A 20,784-nucleotide genomic window follows, 5' to 3' on the forward strand; every position below is an offset into this window, starting at 1 on the left:
CCACGCCGCGGCGTGGATTTTATTTAATGGCTAAACCGGGCGCTATTTTATTCGAAATAGACGTCGGGATTATCGGCCAAAGACACGAAGCTCTTGGTGTTTCTATCCAGCGTGCGAATTTCGCCGCTTTCGATGTCGTACACCCAGCCGTGCAGGCGCAGCCCGCTGTTGCGCAGACCCACTGCCACAGAAGGGTGGGTTTTGATATTATTTAGCTGAGCAATAACGTTCTCTTCGACCATAGCGTTAACTTTGTCTGTTTCGCTATTCCACGTTTTCTTCTCGACCACCGCTTTGGCCGCATCCGCGTAGTGCAGCCAGTGAGCTACCGCAGGCATGGGGTCGAGGCACTGGCAGGACGCGATAGCCTTCATGGCGCCACAGTTCGAGTGGCCACAAATCACGATATCGGTAACCCCCAACGCCACCACTGCATACTCGATGGTGGCAGAGACGCCGCCCGGCTCCGGGCCGAAGGAAGGGACGATGTTGCCGGCGTTACGGATAACGAAAAGCTGCCCAGGTTCTTGCTGTGTGACCAGCTCGGGCACTAAACGGCTGTCAGAGCATGAGATAAACAGCGCTTTGGGATTTTGGCTGGAGGCAAGGCTGCGGAACAGTTCCTTGCGCTGCGGGAAAATCTCTTTCTGGAAACTGAGGAAACCTTCAATGATATGTTGCATACAACGCTCTCTGCATCTGTAGTCTGCGTAACATGATAATCATCCTCTCCCGTTAGTCCAGCTATGGGCAGGTAAAAAAATGTGTGTGCAAACCCCATTGAATACAGGGTTTCTGCCTGTTGGCGACAGAATTTTCCGGCTCGTTTACGCGTGGGGGCTGACGAAGCGGACGATAGGAAAATAGCTGTCGTATCTATTTAAAACTCGCTATGAAACCGTGTTACGGTTGTTCCTTCGAGAGCCGCGTAATCCTAAGGCAATGAAATGAAAAAACTGACTTTTTTATTGGCGCTGGCATTGCTGAGCGGCTGTGTGCAGGAACGTCCCTGGTTCTATCCGGCAAACGTCAGCGTTAAAAACAATCGCGTATGCATTAGCGTGCCGGACGATATTGACGGAAAACGCGAGCTGGTGGGCATCGGAATTTATCAACCGGGGGCCGGAGGGAAGGCGGAATGGTCCACGTCGGTTGCGCCGGGCCAGCAACCGATAGCGGTCATGCCTGGCGAATGCCTGACGGAGGCTTTCGACGGGTTCAAGATTGGGCATAGCTATTCGGTTGAGATTGCGACGGTCGGCAACGCGTCAAATGAGGCACCGCGCAAATATTGGACTGAATTTACATTGGTTGCTGACAAAGCGGACGGCAAAAAACTCGCTGTCGTACCCATCCAGCGCTAATGCACTTGAACATAAAAAAAGCCCGCCGGGGTGATAGCCGGCGGGCTTTTTGACGTCTGGGGCGGCGATTATTTGTAGATAACCGCGGTGGCGTGCATCAGGTTATTGCCGCTGGTGGAGGTGATGGTGAAAGCTTTGGCGCCCGCCGCATCGGCTTTGGCGGCCAACTGGGATTTCAGGCTGCTCAGGTCGGTCGCGCCGCTGGCGACGATCACGCCGGCTTTTTCGAATTGGGCGGCATCCTGCGCGCTGACGTGTTCAGCGGCGAAAGTGGTGAAAGAAACGGTAGCCAGAGCAATAGCAGCAGCAAAAGTTTTGATGGTTTTCATGTTCGTCATTCCTGTCAAAGCGGATTAGGGAGAAAGGGAGTGCCTTTCGATGGGAAGATTATTGCGCAGGAGAAGACGTGATGAAATCGGAGAGTGTTGATAGTTTTGTTCAGATTTTTTGATTGTTAATCCCCCCGTTTACATCCGAGATAAACGGGGGGAGGCGATCAGCGCGTCGGGCGCGTCAGATCGAAACGGTGCTGCTCGGAAATGCCGTAGTAGGCGCTCGGGCCGCCGGCGCGCAGGATCGGTTCGGCGGCGGCGGTCTGGTAAACGCCGTGTTCATCCAGCAGCGCCGGATCGAGATGCACCGCCACCACTTCGCCCAACACCAGCCAGGTCTCCACCTGTTCCCCGGCGGCGGTTTGCAACTGAATGCATTGGGTCAGGCGGCATTCGAAGTTCACCGGGCTTTCGGCCACGCGCTCGGCTTTGACCCGGCGCCCGGGCAGCGGCGTGACGCCGGCGAAGGCGAATTCGTCCTCACCGCGCGGCAGGGTGATGGAACTGTTGTTCATCGCTTCCGCCAACGGTCGCGTCGCCAGGTTCCAGACGAACTCGCCGGTTTCCACGATATTCGCCACGCTGTCTTTCCAGCCGGTGCTGGCGAAACCGATGATTGGCGGGCGGTAGTTGAAGCAGTTGAAAAAGCTGTAGGGCGCCAGATTACGCAAGCCGGCGGCGCTGCGGGAAGAGATCCAGCCGATGGGGCGCGGGCCGACGATGGCGTTCAGCGGATCGTGCGGCAGGCCGTGGCCGGCGGCGGGTTCATAATAATAACGAGATTCACGGCTCATGGGGGCCCCTGTGGCAATCGATGAAGCTTTCATTGTGCCGGGTTTCCCGCCGCTGCGCCATTCCGGGCCGGATGTGTTATCTTACGCGCCGGAAATACCTTCAAGAGAGCCCGTCACGGTGGAAAAAAAGAAAACCTTCCCGCAGCAGAAAAGCGGCCTGCATCCGCGCAACCGTCATCGTTCGCGCTACGACTTCCCGGCGCTGATCGCCAGCTGCCCGGCGCTGGCGCCGTTCGTAAAACCGAACGCCTGGGGCGATGTCTCGGTGGACTTCGCCGATCCGGCGGCGGTGAAAATGCTCAACCGTGCGTTGCTGCAACACTTTTACGGCATCGAACACTGGGATATTCCGGCTGATTACCTGTGCCCGCCGATCCCCGGCCGCGCCGACTATCTGCACCACCTGGCGGATCTGCTGGCGACCAGCAACGGCGGCGAGATCCCGCGCGGCAAGGGCGTGGCGATCCTCGACGTCGGCGTCGGCGCCAACTGCATTTACCCGATCGTCGGCCTGCGCGAATACGGCTGGCGTTTCACCGGCTCCGAAATCGATCCGGTGTCGCTGAACGCAGCCAAAATGATCGTCGAAATGAACCCGACGCTGCGCAACAGCGTGCGTCTGCGGCTGCAAAAACAGCCTGAGCTGATTTTTAGCGGCATCATCGGCGCGGCCGAGAAATTCGACGCCACCCTGTGCAACCCGCCGTTCCACGCGTCCGAGCAGGAAGCGCGTGCCAGCACCCGCCGCAAGCTGCATAAATTGGGCAAAGGGGAAGTGGCCGACAAGCCGGTGCAAAACTTCGGCGGCAAGAACAACGAGCTGTGGTGCGAAGGCGGCGAAGAAGCCTTTGTGCGCAAGATGGTGGAAGAGAGCGTCAGCAAGGCCAACAACTGCCTGTGGTTCACCTCGCTTATCTCGAAAAACACCACGTTGCCGGCCATCTACCATGCGCTGAAAGTGGCGGGGGCGGCCGAGGTGCGCACCATCGAGATGGCGCAAGGGCAGAAGATCAGCCGCTTCGTCGCCTGGACTTTCCATGACGCCGAGCAACAGGCCGCCTGGGCAGCCGAACGCTGGCGTTAATCTTCCCGGCGCCGGTTATCCTGCCGGCGCCGACAAAAATCCGCATTTTACCTTTCAATTTTCATCACTTACGTTATTCTCAATAAAGTTATTCATAATAAAAATCTTAGGTTGCTGGTTTATTTAAATTCGAATAATTACTTTACTGAATAAATAAATTTAATCCGGTTAAGAGCAATAACCAGAAGGATCGGCGCTGCCCGCTCCTTCCGCGATGGCACGTCTGCGTGTGGGCGCGGCATGTGGCCAGACAAAATAAGAAAAGCGCCATCATCTGCCACAAGGACTACACCCTATGCTTTTACGATTCAGTCAGTTAACTACCCACAAAGGCGCCGAACTGAGCGCGATAGAACACGCCGTTCCCATGATTGTATTCTCGCCCGACGGTACGGTATTGCGCGCCAACGATCTCTTTCTCAGCACGCTCGGATTTCAACGCGATGATGTGATAGGCCGGCATCACCGTATTTTCTGCGATCCCAACTATGTCGCCAGCCCGTTATATCGCAAGCATTGGGAGACGCTGAATAAAGGGCAACCCATCACGGACACGATAAAGCGCATCGCGAAAAACGGCGAGGCGGTGTGGCTGCAGGGCACCTATGCGCCGGTGCTGAATAAACAGGGTAAGGTGGTGGAAATCGTCAAGATCGCCAGCGAAGTGACCGAGCGAGTGACCCAGGCGCAGGAACACCGCAGCCTGCTGGCGGCGCTGAATCGCTCGATGGCGATGATTTCTTTCACGCCGCAGGGCGACATTGTCAGCGCCAATGACAATATGCTGGCGCTGATGGGCTATCGGCTGGATGAGGCGTGCGGGCAGTCGCATGCGGTGCTGTGCCCACCGGCGTTCGCCGCTTCCGACGACTATCGGCGGCACTGGCAGCGCCTGGCGCGCGGCGAGTTCATCACCGGGCGTTTTGAGCGCGTCAACCGGCGCGGCGAACGGGTATGGCTGGAGGCCAGCTATAACCCGATCCTCGACAACGACGGCCAGGTGGTGAAAGTGGTGAAGATCGCCCAGGACATCACCCGGCTGATGCAACAGCAGCAGCACGAAGAAGAGATGGTGCGCAACGCGCATCATCTGTCGCTCGATACCGACCGGCAGGCGGCGCAGGGCGCGGTCATCGTGCAGCAGGCGGTGAAGGGCATGCAGCAGGTCGAAGCGGCGGCGCGCGAAACGTCGGACGTGGTCACCGAGCTTGGCAAGTGCTCTCAGCAGATCGGCACCATCGTCGAAGCCATTCGTAAAATCGCCTCGCAAACCAATCTGCTGGCGATTAACGCCTCCATCGAAGCCGCCCACGCCGGTGAGCACGGGCGCGGTTTTGCGGTGGTGGCCAATGAGGTGCGCACGCTGGCGGAACAGTCGCGCAAGGCGGCGACCGAGATCGAACGCATGACCAAGTCTATCCAGCAAGGCGTGGCGGCGGCGATCGCCGGCATGGCGACCTGCGTGGAACAGGCTGGCGGCGGTGTGGCATTGACCCATGACGCCGGAGAAGTGATCAACCAGGTCAACATCGGCATGCATGACGTCGTGAAACTGATGCAGGCGTTTACGTCGGTGAAGCAGGGCGACGCGCTGCACTGAGTTTGCCGGGCGCCGCCCCTGAAAGTGGGGCGGCGTTTGTCTCTTCCCACCGATCTCTGCCCCGTTGAGCCGTAGTTCAATTTTACCGGTCTATGCTAGACTTGAAAATGAACGAACGTTCGTTCATTTGTTTGTATCAATTTACGGCGCCCAGCGCCCTCATTGCTTCGGGAGCTGCCGATGGGAAACCGAGAAAAGATTGTCGACGCTGCGCTGCACAGCTTTACCCATAAGGGATTTCACCAGACCAGCATGCGGGATATCGCCCAGGCGGCGGGCGTCAGCGTGGGCAACCTCTATAACCATTTTTCCGGCAAGGAGGCGCTGATCGGCGAGATCGCGCTGCTGGAAAACGGCGTATTCGCCGAGTTCGCCGTCGCATTGCGGGCCGAGAAAAAGCGGCCGAAACAGGCGCTGTCGGCCTTTTTCACCGCCTATCACGCTTTTGTCGCCGAACCGGACAATGTGCAACTGTCGGCGGAGATTGTGGCTGAAGTGGCGCGTAACCCGGCATTGGCCGAGCCGTTCAGCGCTAACCAGCGGCAGTTGATTGAGGCGCTGGCGACGACGATCGCCGAGGCTCAGCAAATCGGCGAGATCGCGCCGGCGATAGCGCCCTTGCCGCTCGCGCAGCTGGTGCTGGACGTGATCGAAAGCCAGGCCTGGCGGCAGGCGATCTTCGCGTCGCCTTCGCCGGAGGCGATCACGCCGGTGCGGCTGTTGGAGCAACTGCTCTACCGCCAACCCTAGTCGAGGTTGATATGTTGCACATTGAGCCTTATCGCAACGCTGACCGCCTGCAAACGGCGGCGTTGATCTACGCCGCGTTCTGCGACAAATTCCAGCGCGCGCGCCGTCTGAGCGCCCACCTTCAGTGGCGTCTGTTCTATCGGCTGTGGCGTTGGCGGCAAAGCGGCAGCCGGGAGCGCAGCTTCGTGGTGAAACAGGATGAACAGGTGGTGGCGGCCTTTGCCCTGAATGCCATCGATGGCGAGAACCGCGCCGGGCTGCGTCCGCACGCCTTGCCGATTTGGCGGCTGTGTCGCCGCTATGGCTGGCTGAACGTTTGGCGCATGTATCTGCAAATGGCTGTGTTGCAGCATGCCCCGGCGGCCGATGAGCTGTATCTCTCTTACCTGGCGGTGGCGGAGAATCAGCGCGGCAAAGGGGTGGGCAGGCGGCTGCTGCAGTGGATGAACGGCTACGCTGCCGAACAAGGCGCAGGCCGACGTCTGAGCCTGCACGTCAGCCGGCGCAACGTGGATGCGCAGCGTCTGTACCGGCGCTGCGGTTTTCAGGTGCGGCGCGAAGAACATTACGCCTTGCTGGGGCTGCTGTTCGGCCAGGCCGATTGGATATTGATGGAGAAACGCAACGGGGAGGCGACGTGCGCAGAATAGGGCTGTGTCTCGTGGCGCTGCTCCTGCCGGTGCTCGGCTGGGTGATTTACGTCAACGACTTTCGCTTTGTCACCGAACCGGTCGTGGTGACCGCCGGTGGCAATCGGCTGACCGGCACGCTGGTGCTGCCGGAGCATGCGCCGGTGAAGCCCGGCGTGGTGGTGTTCGTGCACGGCGATGGGCCGGCCAACGCCAGCCGCGACGAAGGCTATTACGGCATTTGGGAGACGATGGCGCAGCAGGGCTATGCGGTTTTATCCTTCGATAAGCCGGGCGTGGGCGGCTCCGGCGGCAACTGGCTGCATCAGACCATGGCGGATCGCGCGCGGGAAACCGTCGATATCATCGACTGGGCCCGGCGGGACGGGCGCTTCGATGCGCGCTGCGTGGGGCTGTGGGGCACCAGTCAGGCGGGGTGGGTGATGCCGGAGGTGGCGCGTTTGCGCCCCGACATCGCGTTTACGCTCGCGGTGGCGCCGGCGATCAACTGGCTGCGGCAGGGGCGCTACAACACCCGGGCGGCGATGGCGGCGGCAGGGGACGATGAAGCGTCGATCGCCGCGCGCGAGGCGCACTGGCGCCACATCCAAACGCTGCTCGAACAGCCGGACGGCTACGAACAGTACCGCCGTGAGTCTGGCGCCGCCGCTGCATTGAGCGCCGGCCGCTGGCGCTTTATTCGCGCCAACATGGCCAGCGACGCGACGGCGGGATTGCGGCATTTCGCCACGCCGGTGCACCTGATCCTGGGCGGGCGCGACGTCAACGTGGACGCGGACGAAACCGAGCGCGTGTATCGGCAAACGATCCCGGCCTCGCTGCTGACGGTGACGCGCATCGACGAGGCCGATCATGTGATGGTCAAGCCGCTGTTCGCGCGCCATCCGTGGCTGATCAACGTGGTGGGCCTGTTTGCCCCGCGCTCGGTGCAATACGACGCCTACCGGCAGGACGTGGCGGCCTTCCTGGCCGCTCAGCCCTGCGGGCGCGGGCGCTAACCTCAGATCGCCGCGGGCGGCGCCTGCTCGTCATGCGGCTGCGGCGCGCGGGAAATCTGCATCGCCTGCTGCGGCATGCCGATGCCGGCCCGATCGAAATGGATTTTCACCAGCCGGTCGAGGGCGTATTGCACCACCCACTGTTTCAGCGCCTGCGTGCGCACCGTCACGCGGGTGGTGAACGAGCGATCGCCCAGCGCTACCACGCCGTTGAAGACCGGCTCGCCAATCAGGAAATGCTTCACCTGCTCATCCTGCTTCAGCGCCTCGATGGCCTGATGCAGCACCGCATTGACCCGATCGATGTCCTCGTCGCGGCTGACGGTATAATTGGCGCGGTATACCCCGAACTCACGCGCGTAGTTGGCCAGCGTGGTGATCGAAGAGTACGGCACGATGTGATAGACGCCGTAGTCGTCGCGCAGGCCGATCGAGCGGATGGTCATGCGCTCCACGGTGCCGGTGATGCCGCTGACGGTCACGTATTCGCCGGTGTTCATGCCGTTTTCAAACTGGATGAACACGCCGGTGATCACGTCTTTCACCAGCGTCTGGGCGCCGAAGCTGATGGCCAGCCCCAGCGCGCCGGCGCCCGCCAGCAGCGGCGCGATGTTCAGTCCGACCTGCGACAGCACGATCATCACGGTGATGGTACTGATAACGATAGCCAACACGTTGCGAAACAGCGTCAGCAGCGTGCGTTCGCGCGCGCTCGGCCGCACGCCGTTGCTCAGCTCCAGCGCCAGGCGGTGCTCGATGATGCTGGCCATCAGCGTCCAGCTGAACACGGCGATCAACAGGATCAGCAGAATATGCACCAGCCCGCCGAGCGTCCGCTGGCCATTTTCGCTGCCCGCCCATTGATACAGGTTGATCAGATGCCAGGCATCGAGCAGAAACAGCGTCACTGCCAGCACCACCATCACCCGCAGTATCTTCAACCCGTTGGGGATGTAAGAGTTGATGCGCCGCTCGAGCATCGGATAGCGCAAATTGACGTCGGTCGGCAGCGAAATGCGGCGGAAAATCCAGCGGGTCAGCATGCCGGACAGCAGGGCGCCGACGCCGACCACCAGCAGGCTTTTTACCGTGGCGCTCATCATAAAGCGCAGGCTGTTGCCGATGTCGAACTGGGACAGCACGAACAGCACCAGAAAATAGGCGATCGCCAGCAGGTGCCAGACATGCCCCAGCCCGCGCAGGATCACGCTGAAAAACGCCATCGACCGTTCGGCCAGCAGGTTGATCTGTTGCTGTATCGGTTTGCGGTTGTGCAGGCTCAGCCAAATGGCGTATAGCGTCAGCGCCAGCATTACCACCAGGTTGACGGCGGCGGCGGCCGAATAGCTGATCTGCACCGCCACCACCGGCACCACCACCATCAGGCCATAGCCGATCAGGCCGCTGAGCCAGGCGAGGCGGGTGTTCCAATAGCGTGCGCTCCGATCGCTGAAGGGGAACGGGCGCAGATAGTCGAAGCTGGGGGCGAAAATCAGCCGCAGCACCGCCTTGAAAAATTCAATCACCGCGAAGGCGCTGAGAAACAGGGTCTGCAGCCGCAGAATGGTGGCGCTGTCGGCGTGGACGTGGCGGGCAAACAGGTTGCCTGCCGCCAGCGCCAGCAGCAGCACCAGCAGATCGATGGCGAAAGCGCCGAGAATGGCGGCGGGGCGCTTATACCACGGGCCGCGCTGCAGCCTGGCGTTGTGCCCCCAACTGCCCATGCGCTTGTACAGCGGCGCGATCAGCCGGCGGATCAGGTGGAACAGCGCAAAGGTGACCGCCACCGTCAGCAGAAAGTAGCCCAGCGCGCGGAAAAAGCCGGCGGGATTGAAAACGCGCTTCGGGCCGGAATCGATCAGCTTTTGCAGCGCGCCGAGCTTCTGGTTAAAGGTGCCGATGCCTTCCTGCGCCAGCGAGTTCAGGCTGTCGCTCAGCGTAACGGGCGTCGATTCCTCCGGCGTTGTCGGCGCGGCGGCCGCAGCGTCGCCGGCGGTCTGTTTCAGGTGGTCAATGAGTTCCGCGCGCGCTTGGTCGTCTTGCAGCAGATCGGCCAGCGCGGCGTAGGCGGCTTTCTGCTGCTCGCTCTTGTCGGCGGGCGCAGGCGGCGCATTTTGCGCCAGCGCCGGTGCTGCGAAGACGCTCAGGGTCAACAGCAGCAGCAGGAAAAGCAGGTGTTCTCGCAGATGAGAACCTCGTCGGGAGTCTGCGTTTGGCGGCATGGTTCCTCTCTTTGGCGTTCTGTGATCGGCGGATGTCAGAGCAATACGATGAAAAACAATCAATATAGTAGGAAAGGAAGCGCGATGGGGCGTGGGAGAGCGTGCGGAATGAAAGCGGCGGGCGCGTGCAACGCCCGCCGTTAAATCGCCAGGATCAGGACACGTGCTGCAGAAACTCCTGCAGACGCGGGCTCGGCGGATGGTTGATCAGATCGTGCGGGTTGCCGTCTTCGGCAATCCGGCCCTTGTCGATAAAGATCAGGCGCGACGCCACTTTTTCGGCAAAGCCGACTTCGTGGGTGACGATGACCATCGTCATGCCTTCCTCGGCCAGGTCTTGCATCACCTTAAGCACTTCGTGGCGCAGCTCCGGATCGAGCGCGGAGGTCGGCTCGTCGAACAGCATCATTTTCGGCTTCACCGCCAGCGCGCGCGCGATCGCCACGCGCTGCTGCTGGCCGCCCGACAGTTCGGACGGGTAGTGATGGGCGCGCTCCGCCAGACCGACCTTGGCCAGCAGCTCGCGCGCCAGCTTTTCCGCATCGGACTTCTTCGCGCCGCGCACGCGGATCGGGCCGAAGGCGACGTTTTCCAGCGCCGTCAGGTGCGGGAACAGGTAGAACTGCTGGAATACCATGCCGGCTTCCTGGCGGATCAACCGATCGTCTACTTTCGGATCGTTGGCTTTCAGGCCATCGACGATCAGATCGCCGCTGGTCACTTCTTCCAGCTTGTTGATGCAGCGCAGCAGGGTGGACTTGCCGGAGCCGGACGGTCCGATGATCACCACCACTTCGCCTTTGTCGATCTTCAAATCGATGTTGTGCAGCACCTGGGTTTGGCCAAAATGCTTGGAGACGTTTTTAAATTCAATCACAGGATTTTCATCCTTCTTTCCAGACGACGCAGCACGAAGCTCAGCACCAGAGTAATAATCAGGTAGATAACCGCCACGGCGCTCCAGATTTCCAGCGCGCGGAAGTTACCGGCAATAATTTCCTGACCCTGACGGGTCAGCTCCGCCACGCCGATCACGATGAACAGCGAGGTGTCTTTGATGCTGATGATCCACTGGTTGCCCAGCGGCGGCAGCATGCGGCGCAGCGCCAGCGGCATAATGACGTAGCGGATGGTTTCGCGGCGCGACAGGCCGAGCGCCAGCCCGGCTTCGCGGAAACCGTTATGGATAGACAGCACCGCGCCGCGGGTGATTTCCGCGATGTAGGCGCCGGAGTTGATCATGATGGTCACCACCGCCGCGGTGAACGGATCGATGCGCAAATCGGTGAACGCCATCGGCAGGGCGAAGTAGATGAACATCACCTGCACCACGATCGGCGTGCCGCGGATCACTTCGATAAACACCAACGCGATGTGGTTGGCGATCCATCCGCCGTAGGTGCGGGCAAAGCCGGCGACGAGGCCGATGATCAGGCCGCCAATCAGACCGAGGACCGAAATCCACAGGGTCATTTTGGCGCCCTCTAACAAGATAGGAATGGCGGGCCAGATGGCGCTCCAGTCGAACTGCATGATATTTCTCCCGGTGATCCCAAACGTGGGTATCAGATACAACGAAGCGCAGGGGGTTAAGCGACCCCCTGTGCTTAAGTTAATAGCGTGCCAAGTTCACCGCTTACTTAGGTTCGGTGCCGAACCACTTCTTGTAGATTTCGTTATAGGTGCCGTTCTCGCGCAGGGTTTTCAGCGCGCCGTTCACCTTCTCGCGCAGCGCATCGCTGCCTTTAGGGAAGGCGATGCCATACTGCTGCGCTTCCAGCGAATCGCCGACGGTTTTGAACTTGCCGGCGCCGGCCGTCTTGATGAAGTATAAGATGTTTGGCGTGTCGTGCAGCACCGCGTCGGCGCGCTTGGTGCCCAGTTCCATATAGGCGTTGTCAATGTTCGGGAACTGACGCAGATCCTTGGTTTTGATGTGCTGCTTGGCGTAATCCACCGAGCCGGTGCCGCTCTTCACCGCCACCACTTTACCGTTCAGATCGTCGATGCCTTTCACGCTGTTGTTGTCGGCATTGACCATGACCAGCAGGCCGCTTTTGTAGTAACCGTCTGAGAAGTCGATGGCTTTCTTGCGCTCATCGGTGATGGTGATGCCGGCCAGCGCCAGATCGACGTTTTTGGTCTGCAGCGCCGGAATGATGCCGCCGAAGTCCATCGGTTTCAGGGTGTAGTCCAGCTTCAGCTCTTTGGCGACGGCGGCCCACAGGTCGATGTCGAAGCCGACGTATTTGTCGCCTTGCTTGAACTCAAAAGGAACGAAAGCGGTGTCGGTGGCGACCACCAGTTTGTCTGCTGCGTGGGAACTTACGGCAAAGGCCAGGGAGAGTGCGGCCAGGGAGACTTTAAAAATCGACTTCATGAGAGGAATTCCTGTACAGGTTGCGGATTACCCATTTTTTATATTGCAGTTGGTGCCATGAAAAAATCGTGCCATGTTTTCAACTAATATAAAAACAAAGAGTTACTGCGTGACGTTGTGCCGTGACGGCGAATAGTTATGGTTATGCACCACAATGAGGCACCGAAATGGTGCGTAAGAATTATCTTGGTGCACGGGGCTATCATTAACCAAATTTTGGCTGTGAAACAACCGTTCTTTAACGTTTTTGCTTCAATATTGATAACTAACTCTAACTTTCATGATCCATTGACGGTGCAAGCGTGACTGCGAGAGGGGGAAAAAGGGGAGCAGGTAATGCTAGCGCAACTGGCTGTCTTTGCTGCCGCGCCGGTTGTACAGGCTGCTGGCCGCGTGTTTTTTGTCTTGTTCGGCCTGGCAGGTGACACAAAAACGCACCCCCTTCAGCGCCTTGCGGCGCGCCTCGGGGATCGGTTCTCTACATTCCTGGCAATAGCGCTCGCTCTCGCCATGCCCGAGCGCATCACGCGCACGCTGCACCGCATCGTCGACGGTAGAATCAATTTGATCTTGTACGGCGCCGTCCGCCGCCCAGCCGCTGGCCATCATGACCTCCTGACAAGGGAAACCTACCGTTTAATATGGGCCGTTTTTTGCACAATTCAACGGCCGCGCAAAAGAAAACAGGCCGGGCGAAGCCCAGCCTGTTCTGCCCGGCACAACGGGCGGTCTGCAACGCGCTGCGGCGTTATTCGATGTTGGATTCGATGAACCACAGGAACTTGTCCAGATCGCGCGAGGCGGCGGTGAACATGTCGGCGGTGTCTTCGTCTTCCACTTCGGTAATGGCCTTACGGATGTCATTCGCCACCGCGCCGTAGCGATCGGCCAGCGCTTTCAGGTGTTCTTGCACGCTGTGGATATTGGTCGGATAGCTTTTCAGCGGCGTGCGATCGTTCACCACCTGTACGGTGCCCAGCGCCACGCCGCCCAGCTGCACCACGCGCTCGGCGAAGGTGTCCTGGTGCTCGATGATGGCGGTGCGGAAGCCGTCCAGCATTTCATGAACCGCGATAAAGTTCGCGCCACGCATGTTCCAGTGCGCCTGTTTGGTGATCAACGAAAGATCGATGAATTGCACGACCTGATGGTTCAGCGCCTTGATGGCGGCCAGTTTGATTTTTTCGTCCAGATCGTTACGGGTATACAGCAGATCAGAAGATTTCGTTTTCACCAGTTTAGCGGTACTCATATCAGATATCCTCTTGATTAGTCGTTGTCCTATTTCGTTACGGGATCAATTATAGCAGGGCTGTTTATTTTTGCCGGACGAAAATGGCTATTGCACAAATAGGGTTAGCCTACGAATAATGGATCTGGTTGAATTTTTAATTAATGCAACACCATGAAAAATATAGTTATTTATCATTCGCTGATTTATTGTTTATGGCTGTGAAAATTTACCTTGGTTATTTTATTTTTTCGCCTGCGGGCTTCGGCTAAATATCCGCTTTGTTATCGTGGTGTTAATTTCTCATCCATTCATATTGATAGCGGTAATTGATGCCGCTACAGTAGGGCAATTATCCTCTCTCTTTATAGGCGAATAATGAAAATTAACGTCGTCGGCACCAGCGGCAGCGGTAAAAGTACCCTGGCGCGTCAACTGGCGGAACGGCTTGGTGTGCCCTATATCGAGATGGACAGGCTGTATTGGCGGCCCGAATGGCAGGGAACGCCCGATGACGCGTTCCTGGCGCGGCTTGAACAGACGCTGGCCGAAGCGGGGGAGGGCTGGGTGCTGGACGGCAATTACAGCCGCACGCAGCCGATCAAGTGGCGCGAGGTCGATTATATTCTGTGGCTGGACTACGGTTTCGGCCGCACGCTGTGGCAGGCCGTGCGCCGCGCGTGCCGACGCGCGGCTGGCAAAAGCGAGCTGTGGCCGGGCACCGGCAATCGGGAAAGCTTCCGCCGTTCTTTCTTCAGCCGCGAGTCGATCGTGCTCTGGACGATCCGCACTTACTCGAAGAACCGGCGAAAATACCTGGCGGAGATGGCTCGTCCCGACGCCGGACGCCGTTTCGTGCGCCTGCGTTCTCCCCGCCAGGCCGCCGATTTTCTACGGGCGCTGCCGCAGGTTCACAGCAGCAGACGGTGATGGATCCTCACCACCGCTTTCTTGATTTGCTGTGGCCGCTGCCACACGCAGCCGGTCTTGTGCGGCTCCATCTGGAAAAAGAGGGCGAACATGCCGTGCGTCATGTGCAGCGTTTGCGGGTGGCGTTTGATGTCCAGCAGCAGCAGATCGCTATTTTCCGCGTGGGGTTGTTCGCGATGTCCGTTGCCCGCCAGACCGTATTCGATGCGCTCTTCACCGCTGATCAGCAGATGCAGCGCAATGTATTCCTGATGCATTTCGGCGCGCTTTTCCGCCGCCGGCGCGGTGGTCAGCGTCATCACGTCCATAAAGATGTTGTCGCCGTCGATCGGGTGATGCCCCAGCGCCAGTTCTGGCAGGTCGCATCGGCGCAATTCGGTCAGGGTTGAAACCAGCGCCGGCGCGAGTCCGCGGCCGAAGCGTGGGTTGAACAGGCTGTTGTGAATCACTGTTATTCTCCATGTGAGCGAAAGTCCAAAGAGCCTGCGATACAGGCTAAGGGGAAGTATGCCGACTTGTCACGAGGAAAACAGTTAACCCGCCTGCATTCCGACGTTGCGGTCTGCAGGCGAGTCGGGTCATCAGGAAAGGCTTTCGAGGCGAGGTTTGGGGCGAATGGTGAGGGCGGAGCCCATGGAGGCGGCGATGATCGCCGCCAGCGCCAGCCATTGCACGCCGCTCAGGTGTTCGCCGAGGAACAGCATGCCGGATAACGCCGCCATCGCCGGTTCCAGGCTCATCAAGGTGCCGAAGGTGCGCGCCGGAATTTTGGGCAGCGCGATGATCTCCAGCGAATAAGGCAGCGCGGTGGAGAGGATCGCCACCGCCAGCGCTATCGGCAGAATCTCAACGTTGAACAGCACGCTGCCGGTTTGCCAGGCGCCGATCGGGCAGAACACCAACGCGGCGATCAGCGAGCCGAGCGCCACCGTGCCGGGGCCGTGATCGCCGCCGGCCTTCTGGCCGAAGATGATATAGACCGCCCAGCAGGCGCCGGCGCCGAGCGCGCAGGCGGCACCGAACGGGTCGATTCCGCCTACGCCGTGACCAAGCGGCAGCAGGAACCACAGCCCGGCGATCGCCAACGCCACCCAAAGGAAGTCAATCGGCCGCCGCGACGAGAACATGGCCACCGCCAGCGGGCCGGTAAACTCCAGCGCCACGGCGATGCCGAGCGGCACGGTGCGCAACGACAGGTAGAACAGGTAGTTCATCGCGCCGAGCGACAGGCCGTAAATCAACAGCGGCAAGCGGCTGCCGGCGGCGATGCGCATGCGCCACGGGCGGAAGATGATGAACAGAATCAGGGTGCCAATGAAAAGACGCAGCGTCGTGATGCCTTCCGCGCCCACGATCGGGAACAGGCTTTTGGCCAACGAAGCGCCGCTCTGGATCGACACCATGGCGATGATTAACAGACAAATGGGCAGCAGCGCGGAGGGCGCTCTGCCGGCAGTAGATAACGACATCCTTAACGGGCCTTTTATGCGCCGTTCCTCAGCCTTGAGAAAACGGTCGAAACGGGGATGCGAGCAGTGTAAATGAAATGGCGAAAATCTGTCTGAGAAAAGCGCGCATCGCGGTGAAATCCGCCGATCCTCGGATGAGATGTGGCGGATTTGGTCAAAAAATGCGCTTTTTCTTAAGAATTATCTGGATATTAAATAGGTGATTTTTGTCACAGAAAGTCGTAGAATACGGCCGAAAATAGAGCGAAAAGAAGAAGATACACTGTTCTTGAAATCTTCTGTTACACGATATAAAGCATTAGACACTCATTTCAAGGCAGAGTTTCACGCTAATTTTTGTTATATTTTCAAAGCATGAACAAATGGATGTACTTAATAATAAAACGCGTTTGAGGTGGTTATGAAAAAAATTGCATGTCTTTCCGCAGTAGCAGCTTGCGTATTAGCAGTTAGCGCAGGTACCGCATTCGCTGGTCAGAGCACCGTATCCGCTGGCTATGCGCAGGGTGATTTCCAAGGCGTTGCTAACAAAGCCGACGGTTTCAACCTGAAATACCGTTACGAGTTCGACAACAACCCACTGGGCGTAATCGGTTCCTTTACCCACCTGGAAAAGGACGGTTCTCAGGACGGTTTCTATAACAAAGCTCAGTACAACTCTATCTCTGCCGGTCCAGCATACCGCATCAATGACTGGGCGAGCATCTACGGTCTGGTTGGCCTGGGTTACGGTAAATTCACTACCAACGCTCAGAACGGCACTTCTCGTCACGACACCGCTGACTACGGCTTCACCTACGGCGCCGGTCTGCAGTTCAACCCAATCGAGAACGTTGCCCTGGATGTCGGTTACGAGCAGAACCGCATTCGCAGCGTTGACGTTGGCACCTGGAACGTTGGCGTAGGCTACCGCTTCTAAGTGTGTTCGTGCCTGCGGGCATGAACCTGCGGCCTTGTTTGCCGCACCCATAAAAAATCCGCCTCCGGGCGGATTTTTTTTATCTGTCATTCACCGCCGCGCCCCGTCGGCTGCGTCGAAAAGCGCGCGCTGCGGGCATCGCGCTCGTAGCCTTGCGGCTCGGTCAACAACCCGTACAGCTCGGGGCGCCGCCCGTAGATCCAGCGGCGACCGGTGCTGAGCGGGATCAGCGTCAGATCGAGCTCGGCGCTGACCATCCGGTCTTCCGCCACCCAGGTCTCCGCCACGATCCGGCCGTAAGGATCGAGGATCATCGCGTTGCCGGTGCGTATTTCATCGTCATCTCGGCCCACGCCGTTGCTGAACAGCAAGAACAGCCCGTTGTCGTGAGCGCGCGACGGCAGCCAGCGCATCAGCCAGCCGCGGCCGTGTTCGCCGCGAAAGGCGGCTTCTATCGCCTGCGGATCTTCCACGCGCCGCTGCCACAGCGCCTGCGGGATCGGCTTCATGCCGTGCGGGCTGCGCGAATGGGTGCCGCCGGTCTGGTGCGGGGCGATCAGCACCTCCGCGCCCAGCAGCGCCGTTGCGCGCACATTCTCCACCAGATTATTGTCCCAGCAGATCAATACGCCCACGCGTACGCCCCAGGGGGTATCGAACACCGTATAGCGGTCGCCGCTGGCGATAGCCGGGTGCTCGAAGGCGTGCAGTTTGCGGTGCACATGCAGTTCGCCGTCCGGCAGACAAACGGCATAGGCGTTGTAACACCGGCCGTCATCGCCCAGCTCGATCAGCCCGACGCCAATCGCCATGTTGTAACGCTCAGCCAGCGGGCGAATGCGCGCCAGCGAAGGGCTGCTCACGATCGGCTCCGCCAGCGCCCGCACTTCGGCGTCGGACAGATGGCGCACGTGCCAATAGCCGGTGACGCACATTTCCGGGAAGGCCAACAGTTGTATCTGTTGTTCGGCCGCTTCCGCGATAAAGCGTTCCATGGTCGACAGGTTGTAATTCTTGTCATTGGCATGATGCTGGAATTGCACCGTGGCGGCGCGTAATGAGGTGGTCATGGGATCTCTCCGGTTGGGGTCTGCATTGATTACAGCAGGCGAATTGATTACTGTATAATCAATTAAATTCCTTATTTGATAACCTAATGGAATGGATATAAAACAACTGCGCGCCCTGGTGGCGCTGGCGGAGCAGGGCAACTATCGGCAGGCGGCGAGCCTGCTGTGCATCAGCCAACCGGCGCTGAGCAAGCAAATTCAGGCGCTGGAAGCCCAGCTTGACGTTCGGCTGTTCGAGCGCGGCCGACAAGGGGCGGTGCTTACTGCCGGCGGGCGGCGGCTTTACCCGGAGGCGCAGGCGCTGGTAGAGCAGTATCAGCAGTTTCAGCGGCGCGCGCGGCGGGTGGCGCTCGGGGAAGCGGGGCGGTTGGCGCTGGGGTTTGGCCTGTCCAGTTTTCATCTGGCGCCGCAGCTGGTGGCCGCCTTTCGCCAACGGTTTCCCGAGGTGGCGATTGGCCTCGAAGATCTGCCGTCGGAGCGGCAGTATCAGCTGTTGCTGCAGGGAGAGTTGCAGGCGGGGTTCGTGCGCTTGCCGGTCAATACGCCGCTGTGCGGCGTCGCGTTGTTGAGCGATAGGTTGGTGCTGGCCGCGCCGGGCGCGCTGGCGCTGCGCGCCGACGATCTGATGGCGCGTTTCAATCAGCTGCCGCTGCTGCAATTGACCCCTAAACGCGGGCGCGGGCTGAGCGATCAGTCGCTGCGGTTTATCGCCGCTCACCGGTTGACGCCGAACGTGGTGCAGCAGGCCGGTGATATCCAGACGCTGTTGGCGTTGGTTGCCGCCGGCGTCGGCGTCGCGCTGCTGCCGCACAGCATCACGCATATCGCGCCGGCCGGCATCGACATTTTACCGCTGAGCGGCGAGGAGACGGAGTGGCAGGTCGGTATCGCCTGGGATCCGCAGCGCACCGACGCGTTGCGGGACAACTTCATTCAGACGGCGTTGGCGGTACAACGCGCTTAGGCATTCAAAGCGGGCAGTGCATCACCACGATCGGGTTTTGATGGTACTCGCTGCGGTGACTTTCGCTGAAGCCGACCTTTTTCGCCAACGCCAGCGAAGCCTGGTTTTCAGGCGAGATGATGCAGACGGTTTTTTCCCCCGGCAGGTGCGTTTTCCCCCAGGCCAGCGCCGCCCGCAGCGCCTCGGTGGCATAGCCTTTGCCGTGCGCCGAACTCACCAGCGTCCAGCCCATCTCCGGCGCATCGAGCGCCGGGGTGATGTCGCGCAGGAAGTTGGAGAAGCCGATGCTGCCGAGGTACTCGCCGCTCTGCTTGTCACGCACCGCCCAATACCCGTATCCCAACAGCGCCCAGTGGCCAACGTAGCGCATCAGGCGCCCCCAGGAGTCTTCCCGGTCGCGCGGGGTGCCGCCGATATAGCGCACCACCAGCGGGTCGGCCCACAGCGCGGCCAGCGAGTCGAAGTCGTCCAGCGTGTGCGCGTCCAGCCGCAGGCGTTCGGTGATAAGCGTTGGCGCGGTGTTGATTACGGTCATGTTGCTGCTCCTGCACAGGATGAAAGGCGATGAAAAACAACGGCGTTCAGTATGCCAGAGAAATCACGCCGCCAGCCACAACAGCCAGGTGAACAGGAAGCCGCTCAGGCCGAGCAGGGTGGTCAACACCGTCCAGGTCTTCAGGCCATCGGCCACCGACAGCCCCAGATAGCGGGTGACGATCCAAAAACCGGAGTCGTTGACGTGCGAAAGCCCGAGCCCGCCGAAACAGGTCGCCAGCGTTACCAGCACCAGCTGCAGCTGATTCAAGCCGCTGACCGCTTCCGACAACAGGCCGCCGGTGGTCAGGATCGCCACGGTGGCGGAACCCTGCGAGGCGCGTAGCGCCAGCGAAATGATAAAGGCGGCGGGCACCAGCGGCAGGCCGATGGCCGTCAGCACTTCCGCCAGCGCCTTGCCGACGCCGGACTCCACCAGCACCTTGCCGAACACGCCGCCCGCGCCGGTTACCAGGATCACCACTGCGGCGGTCGGCAGCGCGGCCCCCATCACGTCGCCGGCGTGTTGCAGGCTCCAGCCGCGGCGCAGCGCCAGGAAATAGAAGGCCAGCAGCAGGGCGATCATCAGCGCCACCGCCGGCGAGCCCAGCAGCGACAGCGCGTCGCGCAGCGCCGAGCCGGCCGGCAGCAGGGTGGCGGAGACGGTGCCGAGCATGATGATGGCGATCGGGATGACGATCAGCGCCGCTACCAGGCCGGCGCCGGGCGGGTTGATGCGATCGCTGAGCGGCGCGTGATCTTCCGGACGCGGCTCCGGCGCCGCCAGCTGCAGCTGTTCCAGCACCTCTATCGATAACGGATAGGTTTTGCGGTTGAGGTAGTTGGCGGCGAAATAGCCGATAACGCCGACCGGAATACAGATCGCGAGGCCGATAATGGTTAGCCAGCCGATGTCGGCGTTGAGCAAGCCGGCGGCGGCGACCGGGCCGGGGTGCGGCGGCAGCGCGACGTGTACCGTCAACATCACGCCGGCCATCGGCAGGCCGAACTTGAGCGGCGACACTTTGGCGACCTTGGCGAAGCCATAGATAATCGGCGCCAGAATGATAAAGCCGACGTCGAAGAACACCGGAATGCCGAGAATAAACGCGGCGAGGGTCAGCGCCGCGACGGTATGATTCGGCCCCAGACCCTGGCTGAAACGCTGCGCCAGCGACTCGGCGCCGCCCGATTGTTCGATCATGCGGCCGAGCATCGCCCCCAGACCGATGATGATGGTCACCGAGCCGAGCACGCCGCCCATTCCGGCGGTCATCACTTTCATCACTTCGCCGGTCGGAATGCCGCTGGCCAGCGCCACCAGCAAACTGACCACCAACAGCGCGACAAAGGGTTGCACCTTCGCCTTAATCACCATCAATAACAGCAGCACCACGCCGAGTACGGCAATCAGCAACAGCAGAGAGGTAGACATGAAAAAAGCCTTTCGTTGGGTAAGCGTTGGGCACCGCGATCGCCGCGTGGCGATACGG

The 20,784-nt window shown here is 60.0% G+C and carries 23 protein-coding genes; 9 read left to right on the plus strand and 14 right to left on the minus strand.

Going from position 1 to position 20,784, the window contains the following annotated elements; genetic code table 11:
* Positions 1-47 precede the first annotated feature (47 nt).
* Positions 48-683, minus strand: a complete 636-nt coding sequence (locus tag ACSBQS_RS03000; RefSeq protein WP_004939270.1) for a carbonic anhydrase — start codon at positions 681-683, stop codon at positions 48-50.
* Between the two features lie 264 nt (positions 684-947).
* Between ACSBQS_RS03000 and ACSBQS_RS03005 the strand changes: the two genes are divergently transcribed.
* Positions 948-1,364: a putative T6SS immunity periplasmic lipoprotein gene (locus ACSBQS_RS03005; RefSeq protein ID WP_197666287.1), complete on the plus strand. Its 417-nt coding sequence runs from the start codon at positions 948-950 to the stop codon at positions 1,362-1,364.
* A gap of 68 nt (positions 1,365-1,432) precedes the next feature.
* Here ACSBQS_RS03005 and bhsA read toward each other — a convergent pair whose 3' ends face one another.
* Both bhsA and ACSBQS_RS03015 read right to left on the minus strand, forming a co-directional pair.
* Positions 1,433-1,693 carry a multiple stress resistance protein BhsA gene (bhsA, locus tag ACSBQS_RS03010; RefSeq protein ID WP_015377148.1) on the minus strand — a complete coding sequence of 87 codons (261 nt, stop codon included), beginning with the start codon at positions 1,691-1,693 and terminating at the stop codon, positions 1,433-1,435.
* A gap of 167 nt (positions 1,694-1,860) precedes the next feature.
* Positions 1,861-2,490 carry a flavin reductase family protein gene (locus ACSBQS_RS03015; RefSeq protein WP_047025039.1) on the minus strand — a complete coding sequence of 210 codons (630 nt, stop codon included), beginning with the start codon at positions 2,488-2,490 and terminating at the stop codon, positions 1,861-1,863.
* A gap of 118 nt (positions 2,491-2,608) precedes the next feature.
* Here ACSBQS_RS03015 and rlmF point away from each other — a divergent pair, with 118 nt between their 5' ends.
* The 5 genes from rlmF to ACSBQS_RS03040 all read left to right on the plus strand — a co-directional run bounded on the left by rlmF (position 2,609) and on the right by ACSBQS_RS03040 (position 7,572).
* Complete coding sequence (rlmF, locus tag ACSBQS_RS03020) at positions 2,609-3,574, plus strand: 23S rRNA (adenine(1618)-N(6))-methyltransferase RlmF (protein WP_167325058.1); 966 nt, start codon at positions 2,609-2,611, stop codon at positions 3,572-3,574.
* A gap of 295 nt (positions 3,575-3,869) precedes the next feature.
* Positions 3,870-5,174: a methyl-accepting chemotaxis protein gene (locus ACSBQS_RS03025; protein WP_042783980.1), complete on the plus strand. Its 1,305-nt coding sequence runs from the start codon at positions 3,870-3,872 to the stop codon at positions 5,172-5,174.
* Positions 5,175-5,354: 180 nt separating this feature from the next.
* A complete protein-coding gene (locus ACSBQS_RS03030; protein ID WP_342163107.1) occupies positions 5,355-5,924 on the plus strand; it encodes a TetR/AcrR family transcriptional regulator in 570 nt (189 codons plus the stop codon).
* An 11-nt stretch (positions 5,925-5,935) separates the two neighbouring features.
* Positions 5,936-6,574 carry a GNAT family N-acetyltransferase gene (locus ACSBQS_RS03035; protein ID WP_342163105.1) on the plus strand — a complete coding sequence of 213 codons (639 nt, stop codon included), beginning with the start codon at positions 5,936-5,938 and terminating at the stop codon, positions 6,572-6,574.
* Positions 6,562-7,572 (plus strand): alpha/beta hydrolase family protein, encoded by a 1,011-nt coding sequence (locus tag ACSBQS_RS03040; protein WP_103101886.1) that lies wholly within the window; start codon positions 6,562-6,564, stop codon positions 7,570-7,572. Before ACSBQS_RS03035 ends, ACSBQS_RS03040 begins: the two co-directional genes overlap by 13 nt.
* 2 nt (positions 7,573-7,574) lie before the next feature.
* Here the strand turns inward: ACSBQS_RS03040 and ybiO are convergent, their stop codons facing one another.
* The 6 genes from ybiO to dps all read right to left on the minus strand — a co-directional run bounded on the left by ybiO (position 7,575) and on the right by dps (position 13,426).
* Positions 7,575-9,794, minus strand: a complete 2,220-nt coding sequence (gene ybiO, locus ACSBQS_RS03045) for a mechanosensitive channel protein (protein ID WP_342163101.1) — start codon at positions 9,792-9,794, stop codon at positions 7,575-7,577.
* Positions 9,795-9,948: 154 nt separating this feature from the next.
* Positions 9,949-10,671, minus strand: coding sequence for a glutamine ABC transporter ATP-binding protein GlnQ (glnQ, locus tag ACSBQS_RS03050; protein WP_004939230.1), 723 nt, complete (start codon positions 10,669-10,671; stop codon positions 9,949-9,951).
* Positions 10,668-11,327 (minus strand): glutamine ABC transporter permease GlnP, encoded by a 660-nt coding sequence (gene glnP / locus ACSBQS_RS03055; RefSeq protein WP_004939229.1) that lies wholly within the window; start codon positions 11,325-11,327, stop codon positions 10,668-10,670. Before glnP ends, glnQ begins: the two co-directional genes overlap by 4 nt.
* A gap of 103 nt (positions 11,328-11,430) precedes the next feature.
* On the minus strand, positions 11,431-12,174 hold the full coding sequence (glnH, locus tag ACSBQS_RS03060) for a glutamine ABC transporter substrate-binding protein GlnH (RefSeq protein WP_016928516.1): 744 nt from the start codon (positions 12,172-12,174) through the stop codon (positions 11,431-11,433).
* Positions 12,175-12,513: 339 nt separating this feature from the next.
* Entirely contained in the window at positions 12,514-12,780 is a 267-nt protein-coding gene (locus ACSBQS_RS03065) for a DksA/TraR family C4-type zinc finger protein (RefSeq protein WP_434990854.1), read from the minus strand.
* A gap of 142 nt (positions 12,781-12,922) precedes the next feature.
* Positions 12,923-13,426: a DNA starvation/stationary phase protection protein Dps gene (gene dps / locus ACSBQS_RS03070; RefSeq protein ID WP_016928514.1), complete on the minus strand. Its 504-nt coding sequence runs from the start codon at positions 13,424-13,426 to the stop codon at positions 12,923-12,925.
* A 357-nt stretch (positions 13,427-13,783) separates the two neighbouring features.
* Between dps and ACSBQS_RS03075 the strand changes: the two genes are divergently transcribed.
* Positions 13,784-14,335 (plus strand): shikimate kinase, encoded by a 552-nt coding sequence (locus ACSBQS_RS03075; protein WP_047025035.1) that lies wholly within the window; start codon positions 13,784-13,786, stop codon positions 14,333-14,335.
* On the opposite strand, the gene nanQ is transcribed toward ACSBQS_RS03075, so the two are convergent.
* On the minus strand, positions 14,317-14,784 hold the full coding sequence (gene nanQ / locus ACSBQS_RS03080; RefSeq protein WP_033642391.1) for an N-acetylneuraminate anomerase: 468 nt from the start codon (positions 14,782-14,784) through the stop codon (positions 14,317-14,319). The genes ACSBQS_RS03075 and nanQ overlap by 19 nt on opposite strands.
* Positions 14,785-14,916: 132 nt before the next feature.
* Positions 14,917-15,804: a threonine/homoserine exporter RhtA gene (rhtA, locus tag ACSBQS_RS03085; RefSeq protein ID WP_033650558.1), complete on the minus strand. Its 888-nt coding sequence runs from the start codon at positions 15,802-15,804 to the stop codon at positions 14,917-14,919.
* 400 nt (positions 15,805-16,204) lie between these two features.
* On the opposite strand from rhtA, the gene ompX reads away from it, so the two are divergent.
* A complete protein-coding gene (gene ompX / locus ACSBQS_RS03090; RefSeq protein WP_019454480.1) occupies positions 16,205-16,723 on the plus strand; it encodes an outer membrane protein OmpX in 519 nt (172 codons plus the stop codon).
* 86 nt (positions 16,724-16,809) lie between these two features.
* Here the strand turns inward: ompX and ACSBQS_RS03095 are convergent, their stop codons facing one another.
* On the minus strand, positions 16,810-17,793 hold the full coding sequence (locus tag ACSBQS_RS03095; RefSeq protein ID WP_047025034.1) for a nitrilase family protein: 984 nt from the start codon (positions 17,791-17,793) through the stop codon (positions 16,810-16,812).
* 91 nt (positions 17,794-17,884) lie between these two features.
* On the opposite strand from ACSBQS_RS03095, the gene ACSBQS_RS03100 reads away from it, so the two are divergent.
* Positions 17,885-18,757, plus strand: a complete 873-nt coding sequence (locus tag ACSBQS_RS03100; protein ID WP_047025033.1) for a LysR family transcriptional regulator — start codon at positions 17,885-17,887, stop codon at positions 18,755-18,757.
* 4 nt (positions 18,758-18,761) lie between these two features.
* Here the strand turns inward: ACSBQS_RS03100 and ACSBQS_RS03105 are convergent, their stop codons facing one another.
* The gene (locus ACSBQS_RS03105) at positions 18,762-19,292 is read right to left on the minus strand and encodes a GNAT family N-acetyltransferase (protein ID WP_033650561.1); all 531 of its coding nucleotides are present in this window, start codon (positions 19,290-19,292) and stop codon (positions 18,762-18,764) included.
* Between the two features lie 63 nt (positions 19,293-19,355).
* Positions 19,356-20,726: a GntP family transporter gene (locus tag ACSBQS_RS03110; RefSeq protein WP_353440085.1), complete on the minus strand. Its 1,371-nt coding sequence runs from the start codon at positions 20,724-20,726 to the stop codon at positions 19,356-19,358.
* Positions 20,727-20,784: the final 58 nt, after the last annotated feature.

This window comes from Serratia sp. H402Y (assembly GCF_051172415.1).
In the GTDB taxonomy this organism is placed as follows: Bacteria; Pseudomonadota; Gammaproteobacteria; order Enterobacterales; family Enterobacteriaceae; genus Serratia; species Serratia ureilytica.